At 66.4% G+C, this 22,766-nt stretch carries 21 protein-coding genes; 14 read left to right on the forward strand and 7 right to left on the reverse strand.

From position 1 onward, the window contains the following. On the reverse strand, positions 1–1,350 hold the full coding sequence (gene miaB, locus JNG39_RS13515; RefSeq protein WP_368312121.1) for a tRNA (N6-isopentenyl adenosine(37)-C2)-methylthiotransferase MiaB: 1,350 nt from the start codon (positions 1,348–1,350) through the stop codon (positions 1–3). A 159-nt stretch (positions 1,351–1,509) separates the two neighbouring features. On the opposite strand from miaB, the gene JNG39_RS13520 reads away from it, so the two are divergent. Further along, positions 1,510–2,562 carry a lytic transglycosylase domain-containing protein gene (locus JNG39_RS13520; RefSeq protein ID WP_368312122.1) on the forward strand — a complete coding sequence of 351 codons (1,053 nt, stop codon included), beginning with the start codon at positions 1,510–1,512 and terminating at the stop codon, positions 2,560–2,562. 142 nt (positions 2,563–2,704) lie between these two features. On the opposite strand, the gene JNG39_RS13525 is transcribed toward JNG39_RS13520, so the two are convergent. Beyond that, positions 2,705–3,883: a S1C family serine protease gene (locus JNG39_RS13525; RefSeq protein ID WP_368312123.1), complete on the reverse strand. Its 1,179-nt coding sequence runs from the start codon at positions 3,881–3,883 to the stop codon at positions 2,705–2,707. Positions 3,884–4,118: 235 nt separating this feature from the next. Between JNG39_RS13525 and petA the strand changes: the two genes are divergently transcribed. From petA to JNG39_RS13550, 5 genes are all read left to right on the forward strand, one after another. After that, the gene (gene petA, locus JNG39_RS13530) at positions 4,119–4,718 is read left to right on the forward strand and encodes a ubiquinol-cytochrome c reductase iron-sulfur subunit (RefSeq protein ID WP_144909729.1); all 600 of its coding nucleotides are present in this window, start codon (positions 4,119–4,121) and stop codon (positions 4,716–4,718) included. After that, positions 4,718–6,019, forward strand: coding sequence for a cytochrome bc complex cytochrome b subunit (locus JNG39_RS13535; protein ID WP_247368540.1), 1,302 nt, complete (start codon positions 4,718–4,720; stop codon positions 6,017–6,019). The genes petA and JNG39_RS13535 overlap by 1 nt, the downstream gene beginning before the upstream one ends. Then, positions 6,012–6,764, forward strand: coding sequence for a cytochrome c1 (locus tag JNG39_RS13540; RefSeq protein WP_368312124.1), 753 nt, complete (start codon positions 6,012–6,014; stop codon positions 6,762–6,764). Before JNG39_RS13535 ends, JNG39_RS13540 begins: the two co-directional genes overlap by 8 nt. Positions 6,765–6,837: 73 nt before the next feature. Beyond that, positions 6,838–7,482 (forward strand): glutathione S-transferase N-terminal domain-containing protein, encoded by a 645-nt coding sequence (locus tag JNG39_RS13545; protein ID WP_368312125.1) that lies wholly within the window; start codon positions 6,838–6,840, stop codon positions 7,480–7,482. 82 nt (positions 7,483–7,564) lie between these two features. Next, positions 7,565–8,026 (forward strand): ClpXP protease specificity-enhancing factor, encoded by a 462-nt coding sequence (locus JNG39_RS13550; protein WP_368312126.1) that lies wholly within the window; start codon positions 7,565–7,567, stop codon positions 8,024–8,026. Between the two features lie 114 nt (positions 8,027–8,140). On the opposite strand, the gene JNG39_RS13555 is transcribed toward JNG39_RS13550, so the two are convergent. From JNG39_RS13555 to JNG39_RS13570, 4 genes are all read right to left on the reverse strand, one after another. Next, entirely contained in the window at positions 8,141–8,536 is a 396-nt protein-coding gene (locus JNG39_RS13555) for a DUF3301 domain-containing protein (protein ID WP_368312127.1), read from the reverse strand. A gap of 113 nt (positions 8,537–8,649) precedes the next feature. Continuing rightward, entirely contained in the window at positions 8,650–9,516 is an 867-nt protein-coding gene (nadC, locus tag JNG39_RS13560; protein WP_368312128.1) for a carboxylating nicotinate-nucleotide diphosphorylase, read from the reverse strand. A 15-nt stretch (positions 9,517–9,531) separates the two neighbouring features. Then, positions 9,532–11,781 (reverse strand): DUF1631 domain-containing protein, encoded by a 2,250-nt coding sequence (locus JNG39_RS13565; protein WP_368312130.1) that lies wholly within the window; start codon positions 11,779–11,781, stop codon positions 9,532–9,534. 78 nt (positions 11,782–11,859) lie between these two features. After that, complete coding sequence (locus JNG39_RS13570) at positions 11,860–12,150, reverse strand: Trm112 family protein (RefSeq protein ID WP_368312131.1); 291 nt, start codon at positions 12,148–12,150, stop codon at positions 11,860–11,862. 72 nt (positions 12,151–12,222) lie between these two features. On the opposite strand from JNG39_RS13570, the gene purE reads away from it, so the two are divergent. The 3 genes from purE to JNG39_RS13585 all read left to right on the forward strand — a co-directional run bounded on the left by purE (position 12,223) and on the right by JNG39_RS13585 (position 14,626). Continuing rightward, the gene (purE, locus tag JNG39_RS13575) at positions 12,223–12,732 is read left to right on the forward strand and encodes a 5-(carboxyamino)imidazole ribonucleotide mutase (RefSeq protein ID WP_368312133.1); all 510 of its coding nucleotides are present in this window, start codon (positions 12,223–12,225) and stop codon (positions 12,730–12,732) included. After that, positions 12,729–13,883, forward strand: a complete 1,155-nt coding sequence (locus tag JNG39_RS13580) for a 5-(carboxyamino)imidazole ribonucleotide synthase (protein WP_368312134.1) — start codon at positions 12,729–12,731, stop codon at positions 13,881–13,883. Before purE ends, JNG39_RS13580 begins: the two co-directional genes overlap by 4 nt. A 146-nt stretch (positions 13,884–14,029) precedes the next feature. Further along, complete coding sequence (locus tag JNG39_RS13585; RefSeq protein ID WP_368312135.1) at positions 14,030–14,626, forward strand: hypothetical protein; 597 nt, start codon at positions 14,030–14,032, stop codon at positions 14,624–14,626. 38 nt (positions 14,627–14,664) lie between these two features. On the opposite strand, the gene JNG39_RS13590 is transcribed toward JNG39_RS13585, so the two are convergent. Then, entirely contained in the window at positions 14,665–15,246 is a 582-nt protein-coding gene (locus tag JNG39_RS13590; RefSeq protein ID WP_368312137.1) for a Fe-Mn family superoxide dismutase, read from the reverse strand. Positions 15,247–15,354: 108 nt separating this feature from the next. Between JNG39_RS13590 and grxD the strand changes: the two genes are divergently transcribed. From grxD to JNG39_RS13615, 5 genes are all read left to right on the forward strand, one after another. Continuing rightward, positions 15,355–15,678 (forward strand): Grx4 family monothiol glutaredoxin, encoded by a 324-nt coding sequence (gene grxD / locus JNG39_RS13595; RefSeq protein ID WP_368312138.1) that lies wholly within the window; start codon positions 15,355–15,357, stop codon positions 15,676–15,678. Beyond that, positions 15,675–16,448 carry an SDR family NAD(P)-dependent oxidoreductase gene (locus JNG39_RS13600; RefSeq protein ID WP_368312139.1) on the forward strand — a complete coding sequence of 258 codons (774 nt, stop codon included), beginning with the start codon at positions 15,675–15,677 and terminating at the stop codon, positions 16,446–16,448. Before grxD ends, JNG39_RS13600 begins: the two co-directional genes overlap by 4 nt. 60 nt (positions 16,449–16,508) lie before the next feature. Continuing rightward, positions 16,509–17,105, forward strand: a complete 597-nt coding sequence (locus JNG39_RS13605; protein ID WP_368312826.1) for a YhgN family NAAT transporter — start codon at positions 16,509–16,511, stop codon at positions 17,103–17,105. Between the two features lie 234 nt (positions 17,106–17,339). Next, entirely contained in the window at positions 17,340–19,049 is a 1,710-nt protein-coding gene (locus tag JNG39_RS13610; RefSeq protein ID WP_368312141.1) for a lysophospholipid acyltransferase family protein, read from the forward strand. A 271-nt stretch (positions 19,050–19,320) separates the two neighbouring features. Next, entirely contained in the window at positions 19,321–22,605 is a 3,285-nt protein-coding gene (locus JNG39_RS13615) for a carboxypeptidase regulatory-like domain-containing protein (protein WP_368312142.1), read from the forward strand. Positions 22,606–22,766 lie beyond the last annotated feature (161 nt).

Consider the following 22,766-nt stretch of genomic DNA (forward strand, 5'->3'; position numbering starts at 1 on the left):
TCACGAGACGAGTGCGACCTCGTCTTCGAGAAGAACGCGTCCGCGCAGGGAGTTGCTCATCGCCTCGGTGATGGTCACGTCGATGAACTGGCCGATCATGCGCGGATGGCCGGGGAAGTTGACGTAGCGCATGTTTTCGGTGCGTCCGGTCATTTCGTTGGGATTCTTGCGGCTGGGCTTTTCGACCAGCACGCGCTGCACGGTGCCGACCATGGCCTCGTTGATCTTGCGGGCGTTCTCGTTGAGCACGGCCTGCAGGCGGGTCAGCCGCGCATGCTTGGTCTCGCTGGAGGTGTCGTCGGGCAGGTTGGCCGCCGGCGTGCCCGGGCGCGAGGAGAAGATGAACGAGAAGCTCTGGTCGAAGCCCACGTCGTCGATGAGCTTCATGGTTTTTTCGAAGTCGTCGTCGGTTTCGCCCGGGAAACCCACGATGAAGTCCGACGAGACGCAGATGTCCGGGCGCACCGCACGCAGCTTGCGGATCTTCTGCTTGAACTCGATGGCCGTGTAGCCGCGCTTCATGGCCGACAGGATGCGGTCGGAACCGGCCTGCACGGGCAGGTGCAGGTAGTTGGCCAGCTGCGGCACGTTGGCGTAGGCCTCGATCAGCGAGTCGGAGAACTCCAGCGGGTGCGAGGTGGTGAAGCGGATGCGGCCGATGCCCTCGATCTGCGCGATGGCGTGGATCAGCACGGCGAGGTCGGCCGTGTCGCCGTCGTGCATGGGGCCGCGATAGGCGTTGACGTTCTGGCCCAGCAGGTTGACCTCGCGCACGCCCTGCTCGGCGAGCTGGGCCACTTCGACGATCACGTCGTCGAACGGACGGCTGATTTCCTCACCGCGGGTGTAGGGCACCACGCAGTAGGAGCAGTACTTCGAGCAGCCTTCCATGATCGAGACGAAGGCGGTGGGGCCTTCGGCGCGGGGCTCCGGGAGCCGGTCGAACTTTTCGATCTCGGGGAAGCTGATGTCCACCTGCGGCTTGCCGCTGGCGCGCTTGGCTTCGATCATTTCCGGCAGGCGGTGCAGGGTCTGCGGGCCGAACACGAGGTCGACGAAGGGGGCGCGCTTGAGGATGGCGTCGCCCTCCTGCGAGGCCACGCAGCCGCCCACGCCGATGAGCACGGGCTTGCCGCCCTTCTTGTGCTCGCGCCACTTGCCCAGCTGGCTGAAGACCTTCTCCTGCGCCTTCTCGCGGATCGAGCAGGTGTTGACCAGGATGACGTCGGCCTCGGTTTCGTCCTGGGTGAGTTCCAGCCCGTGCGAGGCGCGCAGCACGTCGGCCATCTTGGCCGAGTCGTACTCGTTCATCTGGCAGCCGTGGGTCTTGATGAAAAGCTTGCCGCTCATGGGGCTGGGTACCGTGTTTCGAGGGTGATTACCGAACCGCGCAGTTTACTCCTGGCGCCCGTCCGTTGCCAGATGGCGGCGGCGGATCAATGACTTGCGTGAAGGTGGTCACGCTCGGGGCCCTTGGCGGGGAGGGGGTGTGAGGGCAGAATTGACGCCATGTACGACGCTGTATCGCCAGGGGAATGCGGGGATCGACCCTCGCGCCGTTTCTCCGTGCCCGGGCCGGCCCTGAAAAGGGCCGCGATCGCCTGCGTCCTGCTGCTGGCGTTCCTGGCCGGCCCGGCCGCGGCCAGCTCGCTGTACCGCTGCCTGGGCAGCTCGGGCGAAACCGTCTTCGCGGGGACCACGACCGGTTATCGCAACTGCAAGAAGATCGGCGATACCGGGCCGGCGCGCCCGTCCCGTCCACCGGCGCCACCTGTCGCGAAGGCGGAGCCGCCGGCGGTGGCCTCGCTGGAGGGCGTGGTCGGCTCCGTGGTGCGGGCGCCAGAAAAAGGCGCCCCGCTGCCGGCCGCGCCGGTCAAGCGAGGCTGGGACTATCGCGAATCGACGTCGACGGACCTCGCGGCGGGTCCCGCGCCCGAGCCGGTGAAGGGCTCCCGCGTGTTGCGCGGGGCGGTCTACCGCATCACCCGCGCCGACGGCGGCGTGGAGTACACCAACGTGGCCCCCGGCGGCGCGGCGAAGGGCTCGAGCATCAAGATGCTCTTTACTTATATAGCCACCTGCGTCGCCTGCGACGTCCACTCGAAGATCGACTGGAACAGCGTGGCGCTCAACCTGACCTCGTATGGCGAGGTGATCCGCGCCGCCAGCTCGGAGTTCGGCGTGGACGAGGCCCTGCTGCGGGCGGTGATCCACGCCGAGAGCGCGTTCAACCCGAGGGCGTTGTCGGTGGCCGGGGCGCAGGGGCTGATGCAGCTGATCCCGGGCACGGCCCGCGACATGGGCGTGCTGGACGCCTTCGACGCGCAGCAGAACATCCGCGGCGGCGCGCGCTACCTTGCGCTATTGCTGAGGAATTTCAACGGCAACGAGCGGCTGGCCGCGGCCGCCTACAACGCGGGGCCGGGGGCCGTGCAGAAGTACAACGGCGTGCCGCCCTACGACGAGACCCAGGTGTACGTGGAGCGGGTGGGGATCCTGCGCAAGCGGTATGGGGAGAGCTTGCGGCGGGTCAATGTGCCGCTGGCCGACCGGGGCGGGTGACCTGCGCCTTCGCGACCTGGATTCGCCGATACGATCGGCTCCCACTCTTTCAGTAGTGACGCGTCTACGAGCGCGCTTCGTTTCTACCGAAGGGGTGGGAGCCGATCGTATCGGCGAACCCCTGCGAAGCGATGACGCGGGATCAGGGGTTGCTCCGCAACGCCTGCAAGGTCGAACTCGGCGGCCGCTGCGCCGGCGTCACCGACACGGTGAACGGCGCCCCATAGCGCAACCCCGACACCTTCACCGCCTCGCCGGGCTTCAACGAGGCCTCGTGACGCCGCAGATCCGACGGATCGAGGATGTCTTCGTCGCCGATGCGCAGCAGCACGTCGCGCTGCTGGATGCCGGCCAGGGCCGCCGGTCCCCCGGGGGAGACGTCGTTGACCACGACACCGCGCGCCGCCGAGGGCAGCCCGCTGTCCGCCGACACCGGTACCGCGCCGTAGTCGGCCCCGATCCAGCCACGCACGACGTGGCCGGTCTTGATGATCTGGTCGAGCACGTCGCGGGCGCTCTGCACGGGGATGGCGAAGCCGATGCCCTCGGCGCCCACGGCTTGGCCGATCAGCGACGTGTTGATGCCCACCAGTTCGCCATGGGCATTGACCAGCGCGCCGCCGGAATTGCCAAAGTTGATCGCCGCGTCGGTCTGGATGAAGTTCTCCAGGCTCGACAGGTTGAGCTGCCGCCCGATGGCGCTGACGATGCCCATCGTCACCGTCTGCCCGATGCCGAACGGATTGCCGATGGCGAGCACCACGTCGCCCACGCGCGGGCGGCTTTCGGCGTCCGTCATGCGGATGGCGGGCAGGTTGCCCGCGTCGACCTTCAGCACCGCGAGATCGGTTTCGTCGTCGGAGCCGATGACGCGGGCCTTGGCCACGCGCCCGTCGTAGAGCAGCAGCTGGATATCGTCGGCGTTGGCGATGACGTGGTTGTTGGTCAATACGTAACCATCCTCGCTGACGATCACGCCCGAGCCGAGGTTCTGCTGGCGACGCGTGCGCGCCGGCCCCGTGGGCACGCTGAAGATGCGTTGGAGCACGGGATCGGAATACAGCTCACGCGGCTGCTCGGTGACCAGCTTGTTGGCGTAGATGTTGACCACCGACGGCGCGGCCTTGGCGACGGCGTCGGCATAGGAGGCGGGGGCGGCTTCGCCGGTGGGCGCGGGCGCGGGGGCTGGGGCCGACGTGCCCAGGCGCTGGCGCAGCACGGCGCCGGTGTGCGGCCAGACCAGGCCGACGACGAAGGCGACGGCGAGGCCGAGCACGACGAAACGGGCGACGAAGGAGAGCATGCGGGCGGCGTGTTTCATCGAAAGAGCGCAAGATCCTGTCGTCGTCGCCTTGCCCGTCGGCGAGGTGGTCACCCATTTTCCGCATCCAGGCGCGGACTTGGCAGCCCTCTCCTCCATGTAGCACGAGGATAGGTTCAGTTTATTGTACGTCGCGGATGCTGACGTTACACTGCCATGATTTGCGGAAGCCGATTTCCAGTAAACCGGCGATGTGGGGTCCGCATCCTCAATGGCATAAGTTCCGGAGAGCCTGATGGCGAACGAAGTCGTCGATCACGGCCGCCGTCGCTTCCTGACCGCAACGACGGCTGTCGTCGGCGGAGCAGGGGTGATAGCGGCAGTCGTCCCCTTCATCAAGTCGTGGGAGCCGAGTGCAAGAGCCAAGGCGGCGGGGGCGCCGGTCACGGTCGATATCAGTGCCATCGAGGCCGGCCAGAAAGTGACGTTCGCCTGGCGCAGCCTTCCCGTCTTCGTCGTCAACCGCAGCAAGGACCAGCTGGCCCAGCTCAAGGGCCTCGATTCGCGGTTGCTCGACCCGCAATCGTCCGACGCGGGGCAGCAGCCGAAGTACGCGACCAACGAAACGCGTTCCATCAAGCCTGAGTGGCTCGTGGTCATCGGCCTGTGCACCCACCTGGGCTGCGTTCCCGATTTCGTCCCCGACATCAAGCCCGAGCCGTTCGACGCCAACTGGAAGGGCGGCTTCTACTGCCCCTGCCACAAGTCGCGCTACGACCTCGCCGGCCGTGTCTTCAGCGGCGTGCCCGCCCCGAAGAACCTCCCGGTACCGCCGTACCACTTCATCGACGACACCCACATCCAGATCGGCGTCGATCCGCAGGAGGCCGGCTGATGGCTAACGTATTCTCCCGCATCGGCGACTGGGTGAACGAGCGCGCGCCGAACATGATGCCTGCCTACCGCAAGCACATGACCGAGTACTACGCCCCGAAGAACTTCAACCTCTGGTACTACTTCGGCTCGCTGGCGCTGCTGGTTCTGGTCAACCAGATCGTGACCGGCATCTTCCTCACCATGAACTACAAGACGAGTGCGGCGGAAGCCTTCAACTCGGTCGAGTACATCATGCGCGACGTGGAATGGGGCTGGCTCATCCGCTACATGCACTCCACGGGCGCTTCGCTGTTCTTCGTGGTGGTGTTCCTGCACATGTTCCGCGGCATCATGTACGGCTCGTTCAAGAAGCCGCGCGAGCTGGTCTGGATCCTCGGCATGCTGATCTTCCTCGTGCTGATGGCCGAGGCCTTCATGGGCTACGTGCTGCCCTGGGGCAACATGTCGTTCTGGGGCGCGAAGGTGATCATCTCGCTGTTCGGCACCATCCCGGTGATCGGCGGCACCCTGGTCGAGTGGATCATGGGCGACTTCCTGCCCGCCGATGCCACGCTCAACCGCTTCTTCGCCCTGCACGTGATCGCGCTGCCGCTGGTGCTCCTGCTGCTGGTGGTGCTGCACATCTTCGCCCTGCACGAGGTGGGTTCGAACAACCCCGACGGCGTCGACGTGAAGCACGGCCCCAAGGGCAACCGCTGGGCCGCCGACAAGCCCAAGGACGCCATCCCGTTCCATCCGTACTACACGGTGAAGGATCTCTTCGGCGTCGGTTTCTTCATCACCATCGCCGCCTTCATCATCTTCTTCGCGCCCACCTTCGGCGGCTGGTTCCTCGAACACGACAACTTCACGCCCGCCAACAACCTCGTCACGCCGAGCCACATCAAGCCGTCGTGGTACTTCACGCCGTTCTACGCGATCCTGCGCATGATCCCGTCGTTCTTCGGCACGGCCATCTGGGGTGTGATCGGCATGTTCGGCGCCATCCTGCTGCTGGCCCTGCTGCCCTGGATCGACAAGGGCGAGGTGCGCTCGGTGCGCTTCCGCGGCCTCGGTTTCCGTATCGCCCTCGCGGTGCTGGTGATCTCCTTCCTGGCCCTCGGCCTGGTCGGTGCCGGCGTGACCGCCGAGGTGATCCCCGAGTGGTTCCCCGGCGTGGACGTCACCACCTGGGAAAACGCCTTCGGCCGATTGATGGTGCTGGGTTACTTCGGCTTCTTCGTGTTCGTATGGATCTACACGCGCTTTGGCTTCGAGAAGACCAAGCCGGTTCCGGAACGGGTGACGATGCATGATTAAGCGCTATCTTTCCTGCCTCGCCCTCGCGCTGGGCCTCGCCGCCGCCACCGTTCCCGCGCTCGCCGAAGAAGGCGAGGGGCTGCCGCGGGCGGGCACCAACGTCGCCGACAAGGCCTCGCTGCAACGCGGCGCCAAGCTCTTCTTCAATTACTGCGTGGGCTGCCACTCGCTGAAGTACGTGCGCTATTCGCGCCTGGCCGCCGACCTGGGCCTCTCCGAAGACGAGGTGATGAACAACCTCAACTTCACCGGGGCGAAGTTCGGCGAACCGGTGATTTCGCACATGCCCGAAGAATCGGCAAAAGGCTGGTTCGGCAAGGCGCCGCCCGACCTCTCGCTGGAGGCGCGCGCCAAGGGCGTCGACTTCATCTACAACTACCTGAACTCGTTCTACCTCGACCCGAGCCGTCCGGTCGGCTGGAACAACACGGTGTTCCCGAACGCCTCCATGCCCAACCCCCTGTGGGAGCTCCAGGGCCTGCAGGTGGCCGTGCACGGCGAGGCCAAGCCGGGCGAGGAAGCCGCCGTCGAGAAACTCAGCATCGCCCAGCCCGGCCGCATGAGCCCCGAGGAGTTCCGCGGAGCCACCCGCGATCTGGCCACGTTCCTCGAATACACGGCCGAGCCGGCCGCGCTCGAGCGCCAGTCGATCGGCGTCTGGGTGATCCTGTTCTTGGCGGGCCTGACTTTCCTGCTGTACCTTCTGAAGCACGAGTACTGGAAGGACGTCCACGAGAGTCACTGACGGATGTCCCTAGCGGGGCGGCCCCAGGGTCGCCCCCTTCGTATACCGGCACGCAGGGAGGGAGATCGCGAAGATGGTCCAACATGCACGTTCGCGTACGGCGTTGACGCTCTATACCAGTGCCGACGATATCCACAGCCATCGCACGCGATTGGTGCTGGCGGCCAAAGGCGTCGCCTACGACCGGATCATCCTCAAGGCCGACCAGCCCACCACCGACCTCCTGGAACTCAATCCCTACGGCACGCTGCCCACCCTGGTCGACCGCGACCTCACGGTGTACGACACGGCCGTGGTCGTCGAGTACCTCGACGAACGCTATCCGCACCCGCCACTCATGCCCATCGATCCGCTGTCCCGGGCGCGCCTGCGCCTGGCCACCTGGCGCATCGAGAACGACTGGCTGCCCGAGATCGAGACCATCCTGGAAGGGGGGCGGGACGTCGCCGCGGCACGCCGGCGGTTGCGCGAGCACCTGCTCGTTTCGGTCGAACTGTTCAAGGCCTCGCGGTTCTTCCTCAATCCCGAAATGAGCCTGATCGACTGCCTCGTGGCTCCCGTGGTCTGGCGCCTGCCCTACCTGGGCGTGGACCTGGGTAAGGACGGCAAGCCCATCGTCGATTACGGCGAGCGCCTCTTTCACAGCCAGGGCTTCGCCCGAAGCCTCACGGCGGAAGAGCGGGCGATGCGTCCCGACTACGATTTCACGCCGGGTTAGCCCTGCAAGCGCGTATCCCTTAAACTGTGCCCTGACCTTGCCCTGCCGGGGCGACCGGCGGGAACGACGAGGACGGTTTTCCATGGATACCAACGAAAGCTCGGGCATGACTTCCAATCGGCCCTATCTCCTGCGCGCGATCTACGACTGGATCAGCGACAACGGCCTCACCCCCTATGTGCTCGTCGATGCCGGCCAGCCGGGCGTGAAGGTGCCGGCCCACGTGATCAAGAACGGCCAGGTCGTACTCAACCTCGCCATGCGCGCGGTGGCCAACCTCGACCTGGGCAACGACCGGATCGCCTTCCAGGCGCGCTTTTCCGGCGTGAGCCAGTCGATCGTCATCCCCGTGTCGGCCGTGCTGGCGCTTTATGCGCAGGAAAACGGCCAGGGAATGATGTTCCCGGCCGACGAGAACGAAGAATCCGCTCCGGCGGCCGACGGGCTCGAGGTCGTGGAAGGCTCGGCGGAGGCGCCGGCGACCGGCGGGGACGACGACAGCCGCCCCAAGCGCGGGGCGCCGCATTTGCGAGTGGTCAAGTAACGACGACCATCGGCTTCTTCGCCGTCGTCGGTTCATGCGGTTCAGCCCGGCCAATCGCCGCTCGCCGGTGCCCACGGCGATGCGTGTGGTTATCGCCTCGGGCCTGTCCCGCCCTTACTGCAAGCGCCGCCGGTCCGCCAACGACACCACGTTGCCGCCGTAAATCCCCGGATCGGTCGCGACCACCGTCTCCAGCTCCGGCGACCCCGACAACGGCAGGGAAAAGCTGGCGATTTCGTTACCCGCCATCCACAGCCGCGCCGCGTGACGCGACATGCCGTCGTCGCTCACGTCGAACGCGTAGCAGCGCTCCAGCCTCCGGCCCCCATCGACGCCTTGCAGGCGGATGGCACGCAGGCCCACCGATTGGTCGAGCAGTTGCAGCCCATGGCGCTTGCATAGCCCCATCGCGGCGCGCACCGCGATTTCACGGGCGCGGGTCAGCTTGTACCAGACGCCGATACCGGCGGCGGCCGCGAAAAGCCAGAACAGGTCGGTGAAGGAGGACATGCCCCGAGTGTGTGGCCGATGTTCGCCAAGGACAAGCCCCTCCCGTGAGAGCCGGCTACCGAAAGGGCGGGAGTCGATCGTATCGGCGAAAGGTGGTCGGTGAAAACGCGGCCCTACAGATCGAGCCGGAGCGACAGATCGACGGCGCGCACATGCTTCGTCAGCGCCCCGCTGGAAATGAAATCCACCCCGGTCTCCGCGATCGCCCGGATCGTATCGATCTCCACGTTGCCGGACACTTCCAGCGGAAGCCGTCCCGCCGCGAGGGTCACCGCCTCGCGCATCATCGGCAGGCTGAAGTTGTCGATGAGTGCCCGATCGGCGCCGGCCTCGATGGCCTGGCCCAGTTCGTCGAGGTTTTCCACCTCGACGATGAGCGGCAGGCCAGGGTGGATCGCCCGCGCCGCGGCTACGGCCTGCGCGATGCCGCCGGCGGCGATGATGTGGTTTTCCTTGAGCATCATCGCGTCGAACAGGCCGATGCGATGGTTCATGCCACCGCCGCAACGCACGGCGTATTTCTGTGCCCGACGCAGGCCGGGCAGCGTCTTGCGGGTGTCGAGCAGTCGCGTGCCGGTGCCGGCGATCGCATCGACGTAGCGCGCGGTGGTCGTGGCGGTGGACGAGAGCAACTGGAGGAAGTTCAGTGCCGAGCGTTCCGCGGTGACCAGGGCCCGCGCCTTGCCGGCGAGATGGCAGACGACCGAGCTGGCCGCGATGCGGTCGCCGTCGCGGGCCGACCACTCGATGCGCACGTCCGGGTCGAGGGTGCGAAAGCAGGCATCGAACCAGGGCGCGCCGCTGAGCACCGCGTCTTCACGACAGGTGAGGGTGGCGGTGGCTCGGGCGTCCGGATCGAGCATGTCGGCGGTGGCGTCACCCGGGCCGATGTCTTCCGCGAAAGCGCGCTGTACGTCGATGAAGATCTCGGCAGCGGATGGCACCGCGTCGGCGAGGGGTCGCGTCTGGGATTCGTTCATCGGGAATCGGAAGGGTCAGCCGGCGTCGGGCGCATCGGTGCGGAGCTTTTCCACGATCGCATCCATGGCGCGGTCGAAGAGCAGGGTGGAATCGAGCACGCGCGCGGAGCCCTGCGCGAACGCCTGAGCGAGCGCCGCCTGGCTGTGGTCGGCCACCTTGAGGCCCCGACGGTTCACGAACAGGTAGCGGCCGCTGATCGGGCTGATCCACGACAGCTTGGCGCGATCGCTCGTGCCGTCCTCGGCGACGAATTCGAGCCAGTGGCCTACCTTGAGCTCACGCACCATCGCGAGGAAGGCCTCGTCGAAGGCCTCGTCGGCCAGCGTCTCGGATTCGTCGTCGGGTTCGATCGGTGCCGGCTCCTCGATGGCCTGGATGGCCTGCGGAAGCGGCACGTCGCCGCTGGCGACGTCGGGCGTGGCCGGGACTTCGCCCAGCTGCGACCGGTAATAAGCCAGGAGCTGGCCGAGCAGTTGCTCGGTATCGGCTTCCTGGAAAGCCACGGACGCGAGGCCGCGGCGCAACGAGCGCTCGATGCCGGGCAGCAGCGTGCGCAAGGCGCGACGGCTTTCCGCATCGTGGGCGGGCTGCGCGCTGGCGACGAAGTCGTCGATGAATCGCAGGGATTCCTTGAACTCGTGCGATTCGTCACCCTGGCGCAGCAGGGTGAGCACGACGTAGTTGGCCCAGGCGCGGGTCAGCACGCCGTAGATGAGCGGCGGCAGCGCTGCGCCGTCGACGCGACCGACGATTTCCTGGGCGGCGCGGCGGCGCGCCTGCTCGAGCTTTTCGCGTCCGCGGGTGGATTCGGCCACGCGCTGTTCGGCCAGTTCGGCACGCTTGCGGCTGACGTCGAGGAATTCCTGCAGCTCGGCGGCGAGGCGGTTGAAGATCGCCACGTCGTCGTCGAAGTCGTGCAGCAGGCGCTCGACGATCGACTTCACCTTGTCGAAAAGGCGGCCGTCACGATCGGCGTCGGTCGACCAGCCCTTGGCCGCGTCGGCGAGCGCGTCGAGCAGCTGGCGTGCCGGGTGCGACTTGTGCGCGAACATCCGGCGGTCGAGCAGCGCCACCTTGAGATAGGGAATCTGCAGGCGTGCGAGCAGCACCTGCATTTCGGCCGGCAGGTTGTGATCCTCGAGGATGAATTCGAAGAGCATGCCCACCAGGTCGATGGTGTCTTCGTCCATGCCTGCGACGTGGGCGGTCTGCTGACCGCGCAGCTGGCCGATCTGGGCGAGCAGCTGCGCCTTGAGCTGGGCCACGTCACGGGTGACGTCGGCCTGGGTTTCGAGCGGCGCGCTGGCGCTGGGCAACACCGCGATCTGGCTCTGCAGCAGGGTAAGCGCGCCTAGCAGCTCGGTGGCGCTGGGTAACGGCCCCACCTGCGCCACGGCCGGGGCAGGCGCGCGCCGCGCGCTGAACAAGGCGTGCAGCGACTGCATGAACTCGGCGGCCGCCGCATCGGTCACCGGTGCGACGGGAGCGGCCGAGGCCTGCGTGGGCGCGGTCGTGCCGACGGGACCGGTGGGGGCGGGCGCATCGCTGCGGCGCGTGGGAATCTCGTGGCGCAACTGCGGCAGCACGCCGGCCGCCGCCAGTTCGTTGTTGATGTCGTCGTAGAGCTCGTCGATACCGGCGAGCACGTAACGATCGAACAGCTTGTAGATGATGAGCTTGACCTTGACCTCGACCAGCAGTTCGCGCATCGCCTGGCGGAAGGCCGCGGCGAGCGACGACGGGCCGACCGGATTGCTCGCGTCGTCCATGCGGGTGCCGCCGCAGATCACCGAAAGGCGCTGGTTCACGGCGAACAACGCACGTGCGAGGCGCTGCTCGTTCTTGCCCACCATGCTGGTGATGGCGAGGGATTCTTCCAGTTCGTTCTCGCCGACGAGGCTCAGCTCGATGTTGGCGAGCGGGCGTGCTCCCGCTTCGGCGTCGGGCGCGCGGGCGCGGCCGGCGGAGAAGTCGGCCAGGTCGCGGGCGACCTGGCCGAGGAAGGTGCGCTCGACGATCGCGCGCTTCTTGCGCACTTCGCGCATGCCGTCGAAGAACTGCGTCTGCGCGGCATTGTTCTCGGCCTTTTCGGCGAGATCGAAAAGCGCGTCGTCGATGTTCTCGAACATGTTGCTGGCCAGGGCATGCAGGCGCTTGGTGGCCAGGCCGCGCACGCTGACCAGGAGCGCGCCCACGCGGTCGCTGCGCGGGTCGAGCCGCTGGCTCAGGTCGACCACGTTGGACGGCTCGCTCGCGTTAGTCATCGCGCATCTCTGGATTCAAACAGGCCCCCGCCCCGACTGGCATTGTGGGGGAGCCAGATTATCGTAGCGTGACCGCTGTCACGGATTCTGCGCGCGACCCGTATCCGGCGTAAAGCCGCTCAATTGGGTGGTGCCGATACCCGCTTCGGGGAGCATGACGGGGATGCCGTCGTCGACCCGGTAGACCACCTGGCCGTCGGTGGTGATGAGGCCCTCGGCGAGGGGTTCGGCCACTTTTTCGCCCGCCACGGTGTCCACTCCGCCGGCGCGGATGGCGGCGTTGAGGCTGTCGCGCTCACCGGCGGTGAGCGGGCGCACGGGGCGTTTGCTGACGGGGCAGCAGAGGATGTCGATGAGGCGCTTGTCCATGGAGCGTGGCCTCGAGGGCCAACCTGCAAAACGGGAATGCCCGTACAATAGCGACTTTTGGATGCTCCGGCCATGACTGAAGGCAACGAGGCGACCGCTCCCCGCGTCGGCGTGGTGATGGGATCGCGTTCGGACTGGGAAACGATGGAGCACGCCTCCTCCATGCTGGCCCGCCTCGGCGTGGTCCACGAGGTGCGGGTGGTCTCGGCCCATCGCACGCCCGACCTGCTCTTCGATTACGCCGCCACGGCCCGCGATCGTGGCATCCAGGTGATCATCGCCGGTGCCGGCGGCGCGGCCCACCTGCCGGGCATGATCGCCGCCAAGACGTCCCTGCCGGTGTTCGGCGTGCCGGTGCAGTCCAAGGCCCTCAATGGCATGGATTCCCTGCTTTCGATCGCGCAGATGCCCGCCGGCATCCCGGTGGGCACCCTCGCCATCGGGCGGGCGGGCGCCACCAACGCGGCCCTGTTGGCCGCCTCGGTGCTGTCATTGCACGATCCGGCCATCGCGGCCGCGCTCGACGCCTTCCGTGCCGAACAGACCCAGACCGTACTCGACAACCCGGATCCCCGCGCGTGAATCGCAAGCTTCCCTGCCTCGGCATCCTCGGCGGCGGCCAGCTCGCCCGGATGCTCGCCTTGTCCGCCGCGCCGCTGGGCGTGCGCGCCCTCGTGGTCGACAACGTGGCCGACGCCTGCGCCGGCCAGGTGACCGAACTGGTGGTAGCCGACTGGAACGACGACGCCGCGCTGGCCGGGTTCGCCCGCCGCGTCGACGTGGTCACCTTCGATTTCGAGAACGTGCCCGCCGCCACGGCCGAGCGCCTCGCCGGTCTGGTGGATGTCTTCCCGAATCCTCGCGCCCTGGCGATCGCCCAGGATCGCCTCAGCGAGAAGACGCTTTTCGGCGAGTGCGGCCTTGCCACTCCCGAGTTCGAACCGGTGGACACGCGCGACGATCTCCAGCGCGCGGTCGGCCGCATCGGCCTGCCCGCGGTGCTGAAAACCCGCCGGCTGGGTTACGACGGCAAGGGCCAGTTCCGCCTGAAGACCGAAGCCGACATCGATGCCGCGTGGGCGGCGCTAGGGGAGGCCGCTTCCCGCGTCGGGCTGATTCTCGAAGCCTTCGTGCCGTTCGATTACGAGGTGTCCGTGGTGGCCGTGCGCGGCCGCGACGGCGAGTTCCGCAGTTGGCCGCTCACCCGCAACTGGCACGTCGACGGCGTGCTGTCGCTCAGCCTCGCGCCGTTGCCGGGCTGCACCGACGAACTCGAGGCCGCGGCCAGGGCCCACGCGAAGAAAATCGCCGAGGCCATGGATTACGTGGGCGTGTTCGCCCTCGAACTGTTCGTCCAGGGCGGCAGGCTGCTGGGCAACGAAATGGCCCCACGGGTGCACAACTCCGGTCACTGGACGATCGAAGGTGCCCACACCAGCCAGTTCGAGAATCACGTGCGTGCCGTTCTGGGCATGCCGCTGGGCGACACCGGCGTGCGCGGCCCTAGCGCCATGCTCAACTGGATCGGCGAGATGCCCGATCCCGCACCGGTTCTCTCCGTCGTCGACGGCCATTGGCACGACTACGGCAAGGAGCCGCGTCCCGGCCGCAAGGTGGGACATGCCACGATCTGCGCACCGGACGCCGGCACGTTGCGGATGCGACTGGCCGACGTCGGTGAGCGGCTCGGGCGGCAGGAACAGGTTGCCCCGGCGTTGAAGGTGCTCGGCTGACGATCGGGTGCACGCCCTAGGCCGCGCTCCGATACCCGGCCGCGGCCGTCGTTCCTAGAATGGCGAGAGCGCCGGCGTGACAGGTCGGCGTTCACTACTGTTCTAGCTGCCGCTCCATCGCGAGTGGCTTTCGAAAGGATTCGACGATGACGTTCCCATTACCCTTGCGTAGCGCTACCTACAGCGCCAACGCGGAAAACCAGCTGCCGTGCGTCTATCGCGCGGACGGTCGCTCGGTCGAGCAGATCAAGAGGGAAGGCTTCGTTCCCTGGTACAGGTCCATGCGCGTGGAGGACCTCAGGGAGCTCGTCAGGGTATACGCGGGGACCAAGACCCTCGCGCAGTCTTCCCTTGGCGCGCACCTCTTGCCGAAGGCGGGATTGCTGGCGCAACTCGATGCGGGGTCGCTCGATGCCCGCCGCGACGCTGCCGCGCTTCATCGCCACATCATCAACTCGCCGACCAAAGGCCCTTTCGTTTCCACCGACCCGGATCGTTCGTGCGGTGGGTATACGGGCAGGGGAACGATCTATCGGATCGACATGCGCTCGATGCAGCGGGTGGAATGGGCCAGGGCGGTGCCGGGCGCGCGCAAGGTGCCTTTCATGCCGCACCTGCTGATCGACGCGGAAACGGTCGATCGCGCCAACCACTTCGCGTTGCATGCGGCCATCGGCAGTACGAGGGAAATCACTTTCATCGGCCCGATACCCGCATCGTGGATCGAGCCGGTGGTCGGTTGAAGAAAAGGCCGGGGTGATCCCGGCCTTTTCGCGATGCATCAGGCCAGGTTCTTGGCCGCGAAGTCCCAGTTCACGACCGACCAGAAGTTCTCGAGATACTTCGGGCGGGCGTTGCGGTAGTCGATGTAGTAGGCGTGTTCCCACACGTCGGCGGTGAACAGCGGCTTGTCGCTGCCGGTGATCGGCGTGGCCGCGTTGGACGTGTTGACGATGGCCAGCGAGCCGTCGGGGCGCTGCACCAGCCAGGTCCAGCCCGAACCGAAGTTGCCGGCGGCCTGCTTGTTGAATTCCTCCTTGAACTTGTCGACGGAGCCGAAGGCCTTGGTCAGCGCGTCGGCGAGCTTGGCCGGCGGTTCGGCCTGCTGCGAGGCCGGACGCATCGAATGCCAGTAGAAGGTGTGGTTCCAGGTCTGCGCGGCGTTGTTGAAGATGCCGCCGGAGGAGGTCTTGACGATGTCCTCCAGGCTCTTGCCCTCGAACTCGGTGCCCTTGACGAGGTTGTTGAGGTTCGTCACGTAGGTCTGGTGGTGCTTGCCGTAGTGGAACTCGAGGGTCTCGGCCGAGATGTGCGGCTCCAGGGCATTCTTCTCGTAGGGAAGCGGGGGAAGTTCGAACGCCATTGGCGGACTCCTTAGCGGTGGCTGGGGGAAGAAAAGGGGCAGCGGGGGCTTGGCCGCCGCGCTGCTACACTATGCAACTGTCAGCATTCTAATGATGAAACCCGACCTATGGACGTCGTAGACGAGATCAAGGCCATCGTGGGGGCCCATCCGATCGTGCTTTTCATGAAAGGCACGCCGGAGTACCCCACCTGCGGATTCTCCGACCGGGCGGCGAAGGCGCTCGAGGCGGCCGGCGCCACGTTCCATCCGGTGAACGTGCTGGCCGACCCGCGCATCCGCGCGGGCCTGCCGCACTACTCCAACTGGCCGACGTTTCCGCAGCTGTTCCTGCTAGGAGAATTCATCGGCGGTTGCGACATCGTCGAAGACCTGCATGCGGCGGGTGAACTCAAGCGCATGGCGGCCGACGTGGCGGGGGCCGAGTCGTGAGCGCGCTGCCTTCGGCGCGGCTGCCCGCCGGCTGGGCGCCGCAGCCCGGCGGGCTGGCCGGTCGCGTCGTCGTGGTCACGGGCGCCACCGGCGGCCTGGGCGGCGAAACCGCGCGGGCGGCCGTGCGCGCCGGGGCTACCGTGGTCATCACCGGCCGCAAGGTGCGCCCGCTGGAAAAACTCTACGACGAGCTCGTGGCACTCGGCGGTCCCCAGCCGGTCATCCATCCCCTCGACCTCGAGAGCGCCACGCCCGCCGACTACGCGGCGCTGGCCGACGGCATCGAAAATGAACTGGGACGCCTCGATGGCGTCGTGCACGCCGCGGCGCACTTCAACGAACTGACCCCCATCGCCATGCACAAGCCCGACGACTGGCTGCGCGCGATGCAGGTCAACGTCTCCGCGCCGTTCGCGCTCACCCAGGCCTGCATGCCGCTGCTGGAGCGCACGGGCGACGGTGCCGTGGTGTTCGTGTTCGACGACCCGGACCTCGTGTCGCGCGCCCACTGGGGTGGCTACGGCGTATCCAAGGCGGGCGTCGAACGCATGGCCGCCGTTCTGCACGCGGAAAACGGCCGCGGCACGCTGCGCGTGCACGCCCTGTTGCCGCCGCCCATGCGCACGGCCCTGCGCCGCGCCGCGTATTACGGCGAGAACACGCTCGAACGCCCGCTGCCCACGGCATCGGCCGAAGCCATCGTCTACCTTCTCTCCGCCGCCGGCGCCGATGCGCGCGGCACCGTGCTCGATCTTCGCCACGCCCACTGATCCATCGCGCCGCCGGGCGAACGGCGGCGCCGCTCAAGGAGTTCTTTCATGGAAACGCAGATGACGACGTTGTCCGCGGGCATCCTGCTGTTCCTCATCATGGATCCGCTGGGCAACATCCCGCTGTTCCTGGCCCTGCTGAAGGACGTGCCCCCGCAGCGCCGCCGCAAGGTGATGGTGCGCGAGCTGCTGATCGCGCTGGGCGTGCTGGTGGCGTTCCTGCTCGGCGGCCAGTACATCCTCAAAGTGCTCCAGCTTCGCCAGGAGTCGGTGAGCATCGCCGGCGGCATCGTGCTGTTCCTGATCGGCATCCGCATGGTGTTTCCGCCCGTGGAAGGCGGCGTGTTCGGCAAGCCGGGCGAAGGCGAGCCGTTCATCGTGCCCATGGCCATCCCGGGCGTGGCCGGGCCGTCGGCCATGGCGGCCCTGCTCCTGCTGACCAACTCGCAGCCCGGACGCACGGCGGAGTGGGGCATCGCGCTGTTCCTGGCCTGGCTCGCCACCTCGGTGATCCTGCTCAGCTCCACCTTCCTGTTCAAGTGGCTGGGCGAGAGCGTGCTGACGGCGCTGGAACGCCTGATGGGCATGCTCCTGATCGCGCTTTCGGTGCAGATGTTCCTCAGCGGCCTGTCGGCCTATCTTCACATCGCCGTCTGACCCCCGACAGGGGGATCCGTCATGGCACATTGCCGTAGGAACATACGCGACGGTAGGGTAACTGTCATAATTGCCCGCGAGCATGGGCGGGGGCGGACTTGGGGTCCGTCTCCGGGCATGAGTCAGGCCGCCGGATGGGGGCCATAGAGGACGTTCGAAGGCGCTATGAGAAAACACGACTCCGCACCGGCCCCGTTCGGTAACCACCGTTCGACGTCAAAGGGAGCCTAGATCATGCTGAGCATCGACCAGACCCTGATGGAGCGTCTGCCCTGGCTGGCCCAGCACCCGAAGATCCGCAAGCCGATCACGGGCGTGCTGGAGACGCTGGCCCACGAAGACCGCTTCAACCATACGCTCGCTCACGCCGGTACGGCACTGGGCTTCGAATTCTGCGAGAAGACGCTCGATTACCTGGGCGTCAGCTGCCGTGTCACCGAGCGCGAGCGCGAAAACATTCCCGTCGAAGGCCCGTTGCTGGTCGTCGCCAACCATCCCCTGGGCATGGTAGACGCCATCGCTTTGATCCAGCTGATCGGCTCGGTGCGCCGGGACGTGCGCATCCTGGGCAACGACGTACTGGCCGCCGTGCCCCAGCTGGGTAACCTGCTGCTTCCCGTCGACGTGTTCGGCAAGGGCGCCGCCTCGCGCATGCGCGCGATCTTCCGTTCGATCGAGGCAGGCGAAGTGCTCATCCTCTTTCCGGCCGGCGAAGTCTCCCGAGTGAGCCCGGCGGGCGTGCGCGACGGCAAGTGGTCCGACGGTTTCGCCCGCATCGCGATGCGCACCGGGGTGCCGGTACTCCCCGTGCACATCCAGGCGCGCAACTCGGTGGCGTTCTATGGGCTATCGATGCTGGCCAAGCCGCTGAGCACGGCCATGCTTCCGCGCGAGGCCACCTCGGGCAAGCAGCGCCTGAACTTCCGCATCGGCAAGCTGGTGGACGCCGAAGAACTCAAGCAGGTCAGCGGCGGCTCCTCGGAGCAGGCCGCCAAGCTGATGCGCCGCCACGTGTATCGCGTGGCCCGGCAGCGCGGCCTGGTGTTCGGCGGGCAGACCCCGCTGGCGCATCCCGAACCGATCGAGCGCGTGGTGGCCGACCTGGACAAGGCCGAACTGCTCGCCGAGCTGCCCGACGGCAAGAAGATCCTGCTCATGCAGGGCTCCGATGACAGCGCCGCGCTGCGCGAGATCGGCCGCCTGCGCGAGCTGACCTTCCGTCGCGTGGGCGAGGGCACCGGCAAGCGCCGTGACCTCGACGCGTACGACCCCTATTACGAGCACCTCGTGCTGTGGGACGCCAGGGCGCTGCGCATCGTGGGCGCCTATCGCTTCGGCCATGGCGGCCGGGTGATCGCCGAACGCGGCATGTCCGCGCTCTACACGTCGAGCCTGTTCGACTACTCGCCCGCGCTGGAGTCCCGCCTGTCCCAGGGCCTGGAACTCGGTCGCAGCTTCATCGTGCCGGCCTACTGGCGTTCGCGCTCGCTCGACCACCTCTGGCAGGGCATCGGCCTCTACCTTCAGCGTCACCGCGAGCTGCGCTACCTGTTCGGCCCGGTCAGCATGTCGGTCAGCATGCCGCTCGAAGCCCGCCAGTGGATTGCGGCCGCGCACGAACACTTCTTCGGCGTGCCGGGCCTGGCTACCGCGCGCCAGCCCTTCGTCATTCCCGAGTCGACCATCGACCTGGTTCGCAAGGAACTGGAAGGGCTCGATGCCGCCACCGGCCTGGGCAAGCTGCGCCACCGCCTCGATGCGCTGGGCGTGACCCTGCCGGTGCTCTATCGGCAGTACGTCGACCTGGTGGAGCCCGAGGGCGTGCAATTCCTCGGATTCAACGAGGATCCCGACTTCGCCGGTTGCATCGACGGCCTGGTGATGTTGGACCTGGCTTCTCTGAAGCCCGCCAAGCGTTCCCGCTATCTCGGAAAAAATGCTTGAATTTCAAAGACTGGCGCGGGAAGGGCGCCAGTCCGTGAAAAGTGGTATTTATAGAAGTCGCGTGAAAACGTTACAAAACTGTCATACAATGTCGTTAAAGTGACTTAACAATTGTCGCCGCGGGCTCCACGGAACCGAGCCCTGCCACCCAAGCGCTGACAAAGCCACTTTTTGGGGACACCGCCAAGACGCAATGCGCAAGCCCGGCAATCCGCCGGGTATCCGTTCGTCTGGCCCGAATTTTCGTTGCAAGCCACAGGGTCGACCATTAATGAATAGCCGAATCCGCGCCAAACTCCTGCCGTTCGCGATCGCCTCGCTTCTGGCGGCACCCGCGTTCGCCCAGGACACCTCGTCCTCCATCAGCGGCCGTGTCGTCGACGGCAGTGGCCAGCCGGTGGCGAACGCCGACGTCAAGCTCGTCCACGAGCCGTCGGGCACCACCAAGATCGTGCAGACCGACGCCGAAGGCCGTTATGCCGCGCAGGGCCTGCGCGTGGGCGGTCCGTTCGACGTGGTCGTGACCAAGGGCGGCCAGGAAGTCGTCGAGCAGAAGGACGTCTACCTCGCCCTGGGCCAGGTCACCGCGGTGAACCTCGCCGCCCCGGCCGCCGCCGGCGCCAGCGCGCAGACCCTCGAAGGCGTGTCGGTCTCGGCCACCTCGGTCAACCAGACCTTCACCCCGGACAACAAGGGCCTGTCGACGAACATCTCGCGCCAGGAGCTCGAGTCGATCCCGACCCCGGGTCGCTCGATCCAGAACGTGGTGCGCATGGATCCGCGCGTGGTCATCACCGACCGCGCCCGCGGCGAGATCTCGGCCGTGGGCCAGAACAGCCGCTACAACAACATCACCATCGACTCGGTGTCGGCCAACGATCCGTTCGGCCTGAACGCCAACGGCCTGCCGACCCTCGGCACGCCGATCTCGCAGGACGCGATCGAGTCGTACCAGATCTCGACCGCCAACTACGACGTGGCCACCCGCCGCGGTCTCGGCGCGAACGTCAACGCCGTCACCAAGAGCGGTACGAACGACTTCCACGGTTCGGTGTACTACGCGTTCCAGAACCAGAACATGATCGGCGACAACGAACTGGACAAGAAGTACGCCGGTTTCGATCGCCAGTTCACCGCCGGCGGCACGTTCAGCGGCCCGATCATCAAGGACAAGCTGTTCTTCTTCGGCCTGTACGAGAAGAGCAAGCAGATCGGTTCGGGCAGCCCGTACGGCCCGTCGGATTCCGGCGCGGCCACCCCGGTCAAGGGCTTGACCAACGCGCAGCTGCAGCAGGTGCGCAATGTCGCCTCGCAGCTCGGCTTCGGCGACATCGGTTCGGTCGGCGGCGGCAATTCCAACCTGCAGGACAAGCGCTACGTCGGCAAGCTCGACTGGAACATCACCGACAGCCACCGTGCCAGCTTCACCTACAACGAGACGAAGGAAAACAAGCCGGTCATCACCGGTTCGGACACCAAGCTCGTGCTGTCCAGCGGCTGGTATAAGACCGCCGCAGACAACAAGTCGTACGTGCTGCACTTCTACGACGACTGGTCGGACATCTTCTCCAGCGACGCCTACGTGTCGTACTCGAAGTTCCACCAGGATCGCAGCCCGTACAACGGCATCGACATGCCGGACGTGACCGTCTACCCGACCACCTTCGCCAATGGCGGCGCGGTCGAGTTCGGCACGGAGTTCTCCTCGCAGGCCAACGTGCTCGACGTGAAGTCCCTCACCGCGGCGTGGGCGGGCACCCTGTACCTCGGCGACCACACCGTCAAGGGCGGCTTCGACTACGAGAAGGACAAGTACTACAACCTGTTCCTGCAGGGTGCGTTCGGCAGCTACACGTTCGAAGAGCTGCCGGCCGCCAACGGCGCCAACAACGGCCTGGACAACTTCGCCAACGGCAAGTACTGGAAATACAGCTATAACCGTCCGGCCACCGGCCTGGGCCTCAACGATGTTGCCGCCGCGTACAGCGTGCAGCAGTGGGGCGTGTTCCTGCAGGATACCTGGCAGGTCACCCCGAACCTGTCGCTGCAGTACGGTTTCCGCGTCGACATCCCGCTGATGAACGACAAGCCGCTGTATAACGCCCGCTATGCCGCTGCGGCGCCGGCGGGTTACGGCCAGACCAACCAGTACACCATCGACGGCCACCGCGTGGTCCAGCCGCGCATGTCGTTCAACTACATGTTCGACACCGAACACATGACGCAGCTGCGTGGCGGTGCCGGCCTGTTCGTGACCAACCAGCCGGCCGTGTGGCTGGGCAACATCTTCTCGAACTCGGGCGTGACCCAGACGCAGTTCGTCTGCGGCCCGACGCAGAGCCCGCCCTGCAACACGCCCGCGACGCTGCCGCCGCTCAGCACCGACCCCGCGCATCAGTTCGACGGTGCCGTCGGCGCCGGTCAGCAGACCGTCAACGTCATTACCAAGGACTGGAACATCCCGACCGCGTGGAAGCTGAGCCTTGGCTTCGACAAGGAACTGCCGTGGTGGGGCCTGGTCGCCAGCGTCGATTACGAACACATCGACCAGCGTGACGCGATTTACTTCAAGAACATCAACCTCGGTGCCCCGACCCTCGTCGGTCCCGACGGCCGCAACCTGTACTGGACCAAGTTCGGCGATCCGAGCAAGGGCGGTGGCACGGCTCGCGCGAATGCCAACAAGTCCTTCTCCGGCTCAAGCATCGAACTGGGCAACACGAGCAAGGGCAAGGCTGAGAGCTTGGCCTTTACGTTGAAGAAGGAGTTCTCCGACAGCTGGTCGGCCATGGCCGGCTTCACCTGGAGCCGTTCGACCGAAGTCAACCCGGGCACCTCCAGCGTCGCCAGCTCGAACTTCAACAACAACTACGTCTACAACGTCAACGAAGACAAGGCCAGCACCTCGAACTACTCGGTGCCGCGCCGCGTGATCGCCGCGTTGACCTGGCGCCACGCCTTCTTCGGTGACTACAACACCACCGCGAGCATGTTCTACGATGGCCACTCGGCCTACCCGTACACGTGGTCGTTCGGTAACGACGCCAACGGCGACGGCATCACCAATAATGACGTGGCGTTCATTCCGACCCGTGGCGGCGTGGAATTCACGCCGGGTACCAGCCAGGCCTTGCAGGACTCGTTCTTCGATTACATCGACCACAACGACTACCTGAAGAAGCACGAAGGCCAGCCGGCCCAGCGCAACGGCGATCGTGCCGGCTGGATCAACCAGATCGACCTGAGCTTCCAGCAGGAAATCCCGGGCATCTTCGGCAAGGACCGCGGCATCGTCAAACTCGACGTCTACAACTTCGGCAACCTGCTCAACAAGCACTGGGGCATCGAAAAGCGCGTGACCTTCCCGGGCGGCCGTGCCCTGGCGGACTACGCGGGCGTGGATCAGGTGAACGGCAAGTACATCTACAACATCACCGGCACCAAGTACTCCAACGGCAATACGTACCAGCCGCTGGCGATCCCGACCTACGTCAACCAGAACGACGACCTCGCCCAGCGCTGGTCGGTGCTGCTGACCGTCAAGTACACGTTCTAAGCGCGTACCCTCACGTTCGATGCACGAAAGCCGGCCCCGAAAGGGGCCGGCTTTTTTCATGGGGCCGGACTTGACCCCCGCCATCGCCGCGCGTGATCCTTAGCGGTCCGCTCCAGATCCCGGGGCGGGGTTCGCCGCTAATTCGCGGTCAGAAGGACACG

Source organism: Luteibacter sp. CQ10 (genome assembly GCF_040900725.1).
Lineage (GTDB): Bacteria > Pseudomonadota > Gammaproteobacteria > Xanthomonadales > Rhodanobacteraceae > Luteibacter.

Bases quoted from the DNA above. Each gene is read 5' to 3' on its own strand.
- miaB (WP_368312121.1), bottom strand. From the start codon at position 1,350: ATGAGCGGCAAGCTTTTCATCAAGACCCACGGCTGCCAGATGAACGAG.
- JNG39_RS13520 (WP_368312122.1), top strand. From the start codon at position 1,510: ATGTACGACGCTGTATCGCCAGGGGAATGCGGGGATCGACCCTCGCGC.
- JNG39_RS13525 (WP_368312123.1), bottom strand. From the start codon at position 3,883: ATGAAACACGCCGCCCGCATGCTCTCCTTCGTCGCCCGTTTCGTCGTG.
- petA (WP_144909729.1), top strand. From the start codon at position 4,119: ATGGCGAACGAAGTCGTCGATCACGGCCGCCGTCGCTTCCTGACCGCA.
- JNG39_RS13535 (WP_247368540.1), top strand. From the start codon at position 4,718: ATGGCTAACGTATTCTCCCGCATCGGCGACTGGGTGAACGAGCGCGCG.
- JNG39_RS13540 (WP_368312124.1), top strand. From the start codon at position 6,012: ATGATTAAGCGCTATCTTTCCTGCCTCGCCCTCGCGCTGGGCCTCGCC.
- JNG39_RS13545 (WP_368312125.1), top strand. From the start codon at position 6,838: ATGGTCCAACATGCACGTTCGCGTACGGCGTTGACGCTCTATACCAGT.
- JNG39_RS13550 (WP_368312126.1), top strand. From the start codon at position 7,565: ATGGATACCAACGAAAGCTCGGGCATGACTTCCAATCGGCCCTATCTC.
- JNG39_RS13555 (WP_368312127.1), bottom strand. From the start codon at position 8,536: ATGTCCTCCTTCACCGACCTGTTCTGGCTTTTCGCGGCCGCCGCCGGT.
- nadC (WP_368312128.1), bottom strand. From the start codon at position 9,516: ATGAACGAATCCCAGACGCGACCCCTCGCCGACGCGGTGCCATCCGCT.
- JNG39_RS13565 (WP_368312130.1), bottom strand. From the start codon at position 11,781: ATGACTAACGCGAGCGAGCCGTCCAACGTGGTCGACCTGAGCCAGCGG.
- JNG39_RS13570 (WP_368312131.1), bottom strand. From the start codon at position 12,150: ATGGACAAGCGCCTCATCGACATCCTCTGCTGCCCCGTCAGCAAACGC.
- purE (WP_368312133.1), top strand. From the start codon at position 12,223: ATGACTGAAGGCAACGAGGCGACCGCTCCCCGCGTCGGCGTGGTGATG.
- JNG39_RS13585 (WP_368312135.1), top strand. From the start codon at position 14,030: ATGACGTTCCCATTACCCTTGCGTAGCGCTACCTACAGCGCCAACGCG.
- JNG39_RS13590 (WP_368312137.1), bottom strand. From the start codon at position 15,246: ATGGCGTTCGAACTTCCCCCGCTTCCCTACGAGAAGAATGCCCTGGAG.
- grxD (WP_368312138.1), top strand. From the start codon at position 15,355: ATGGACGTCGTAGACGAGATCAAGGCCATCGTGGGGGCCCATCCGATC.
- JNG39_RS13605 (WP_368312826.1), top strand. From the start codon at position 16,509: ATGACGACGTTGTCCGCGGGCATCCTGCTGTTCCTCATCATGGATCCG.
- JNG39_RS13610 (WP_368312141.1), top strand. From the start codon at position 17,340: ATGCTGAGCATCGACCAGACCCTGATGGAGCGTCTGCCCTGGCTGGCC.
- JNG39_RS13615 (WP_368312142.1), top strand. From the start codon at position 19,321: ATGAATAGCCGAATCCGCGCCAAACTCCTGCCGTTCGCGATCGCCTCG.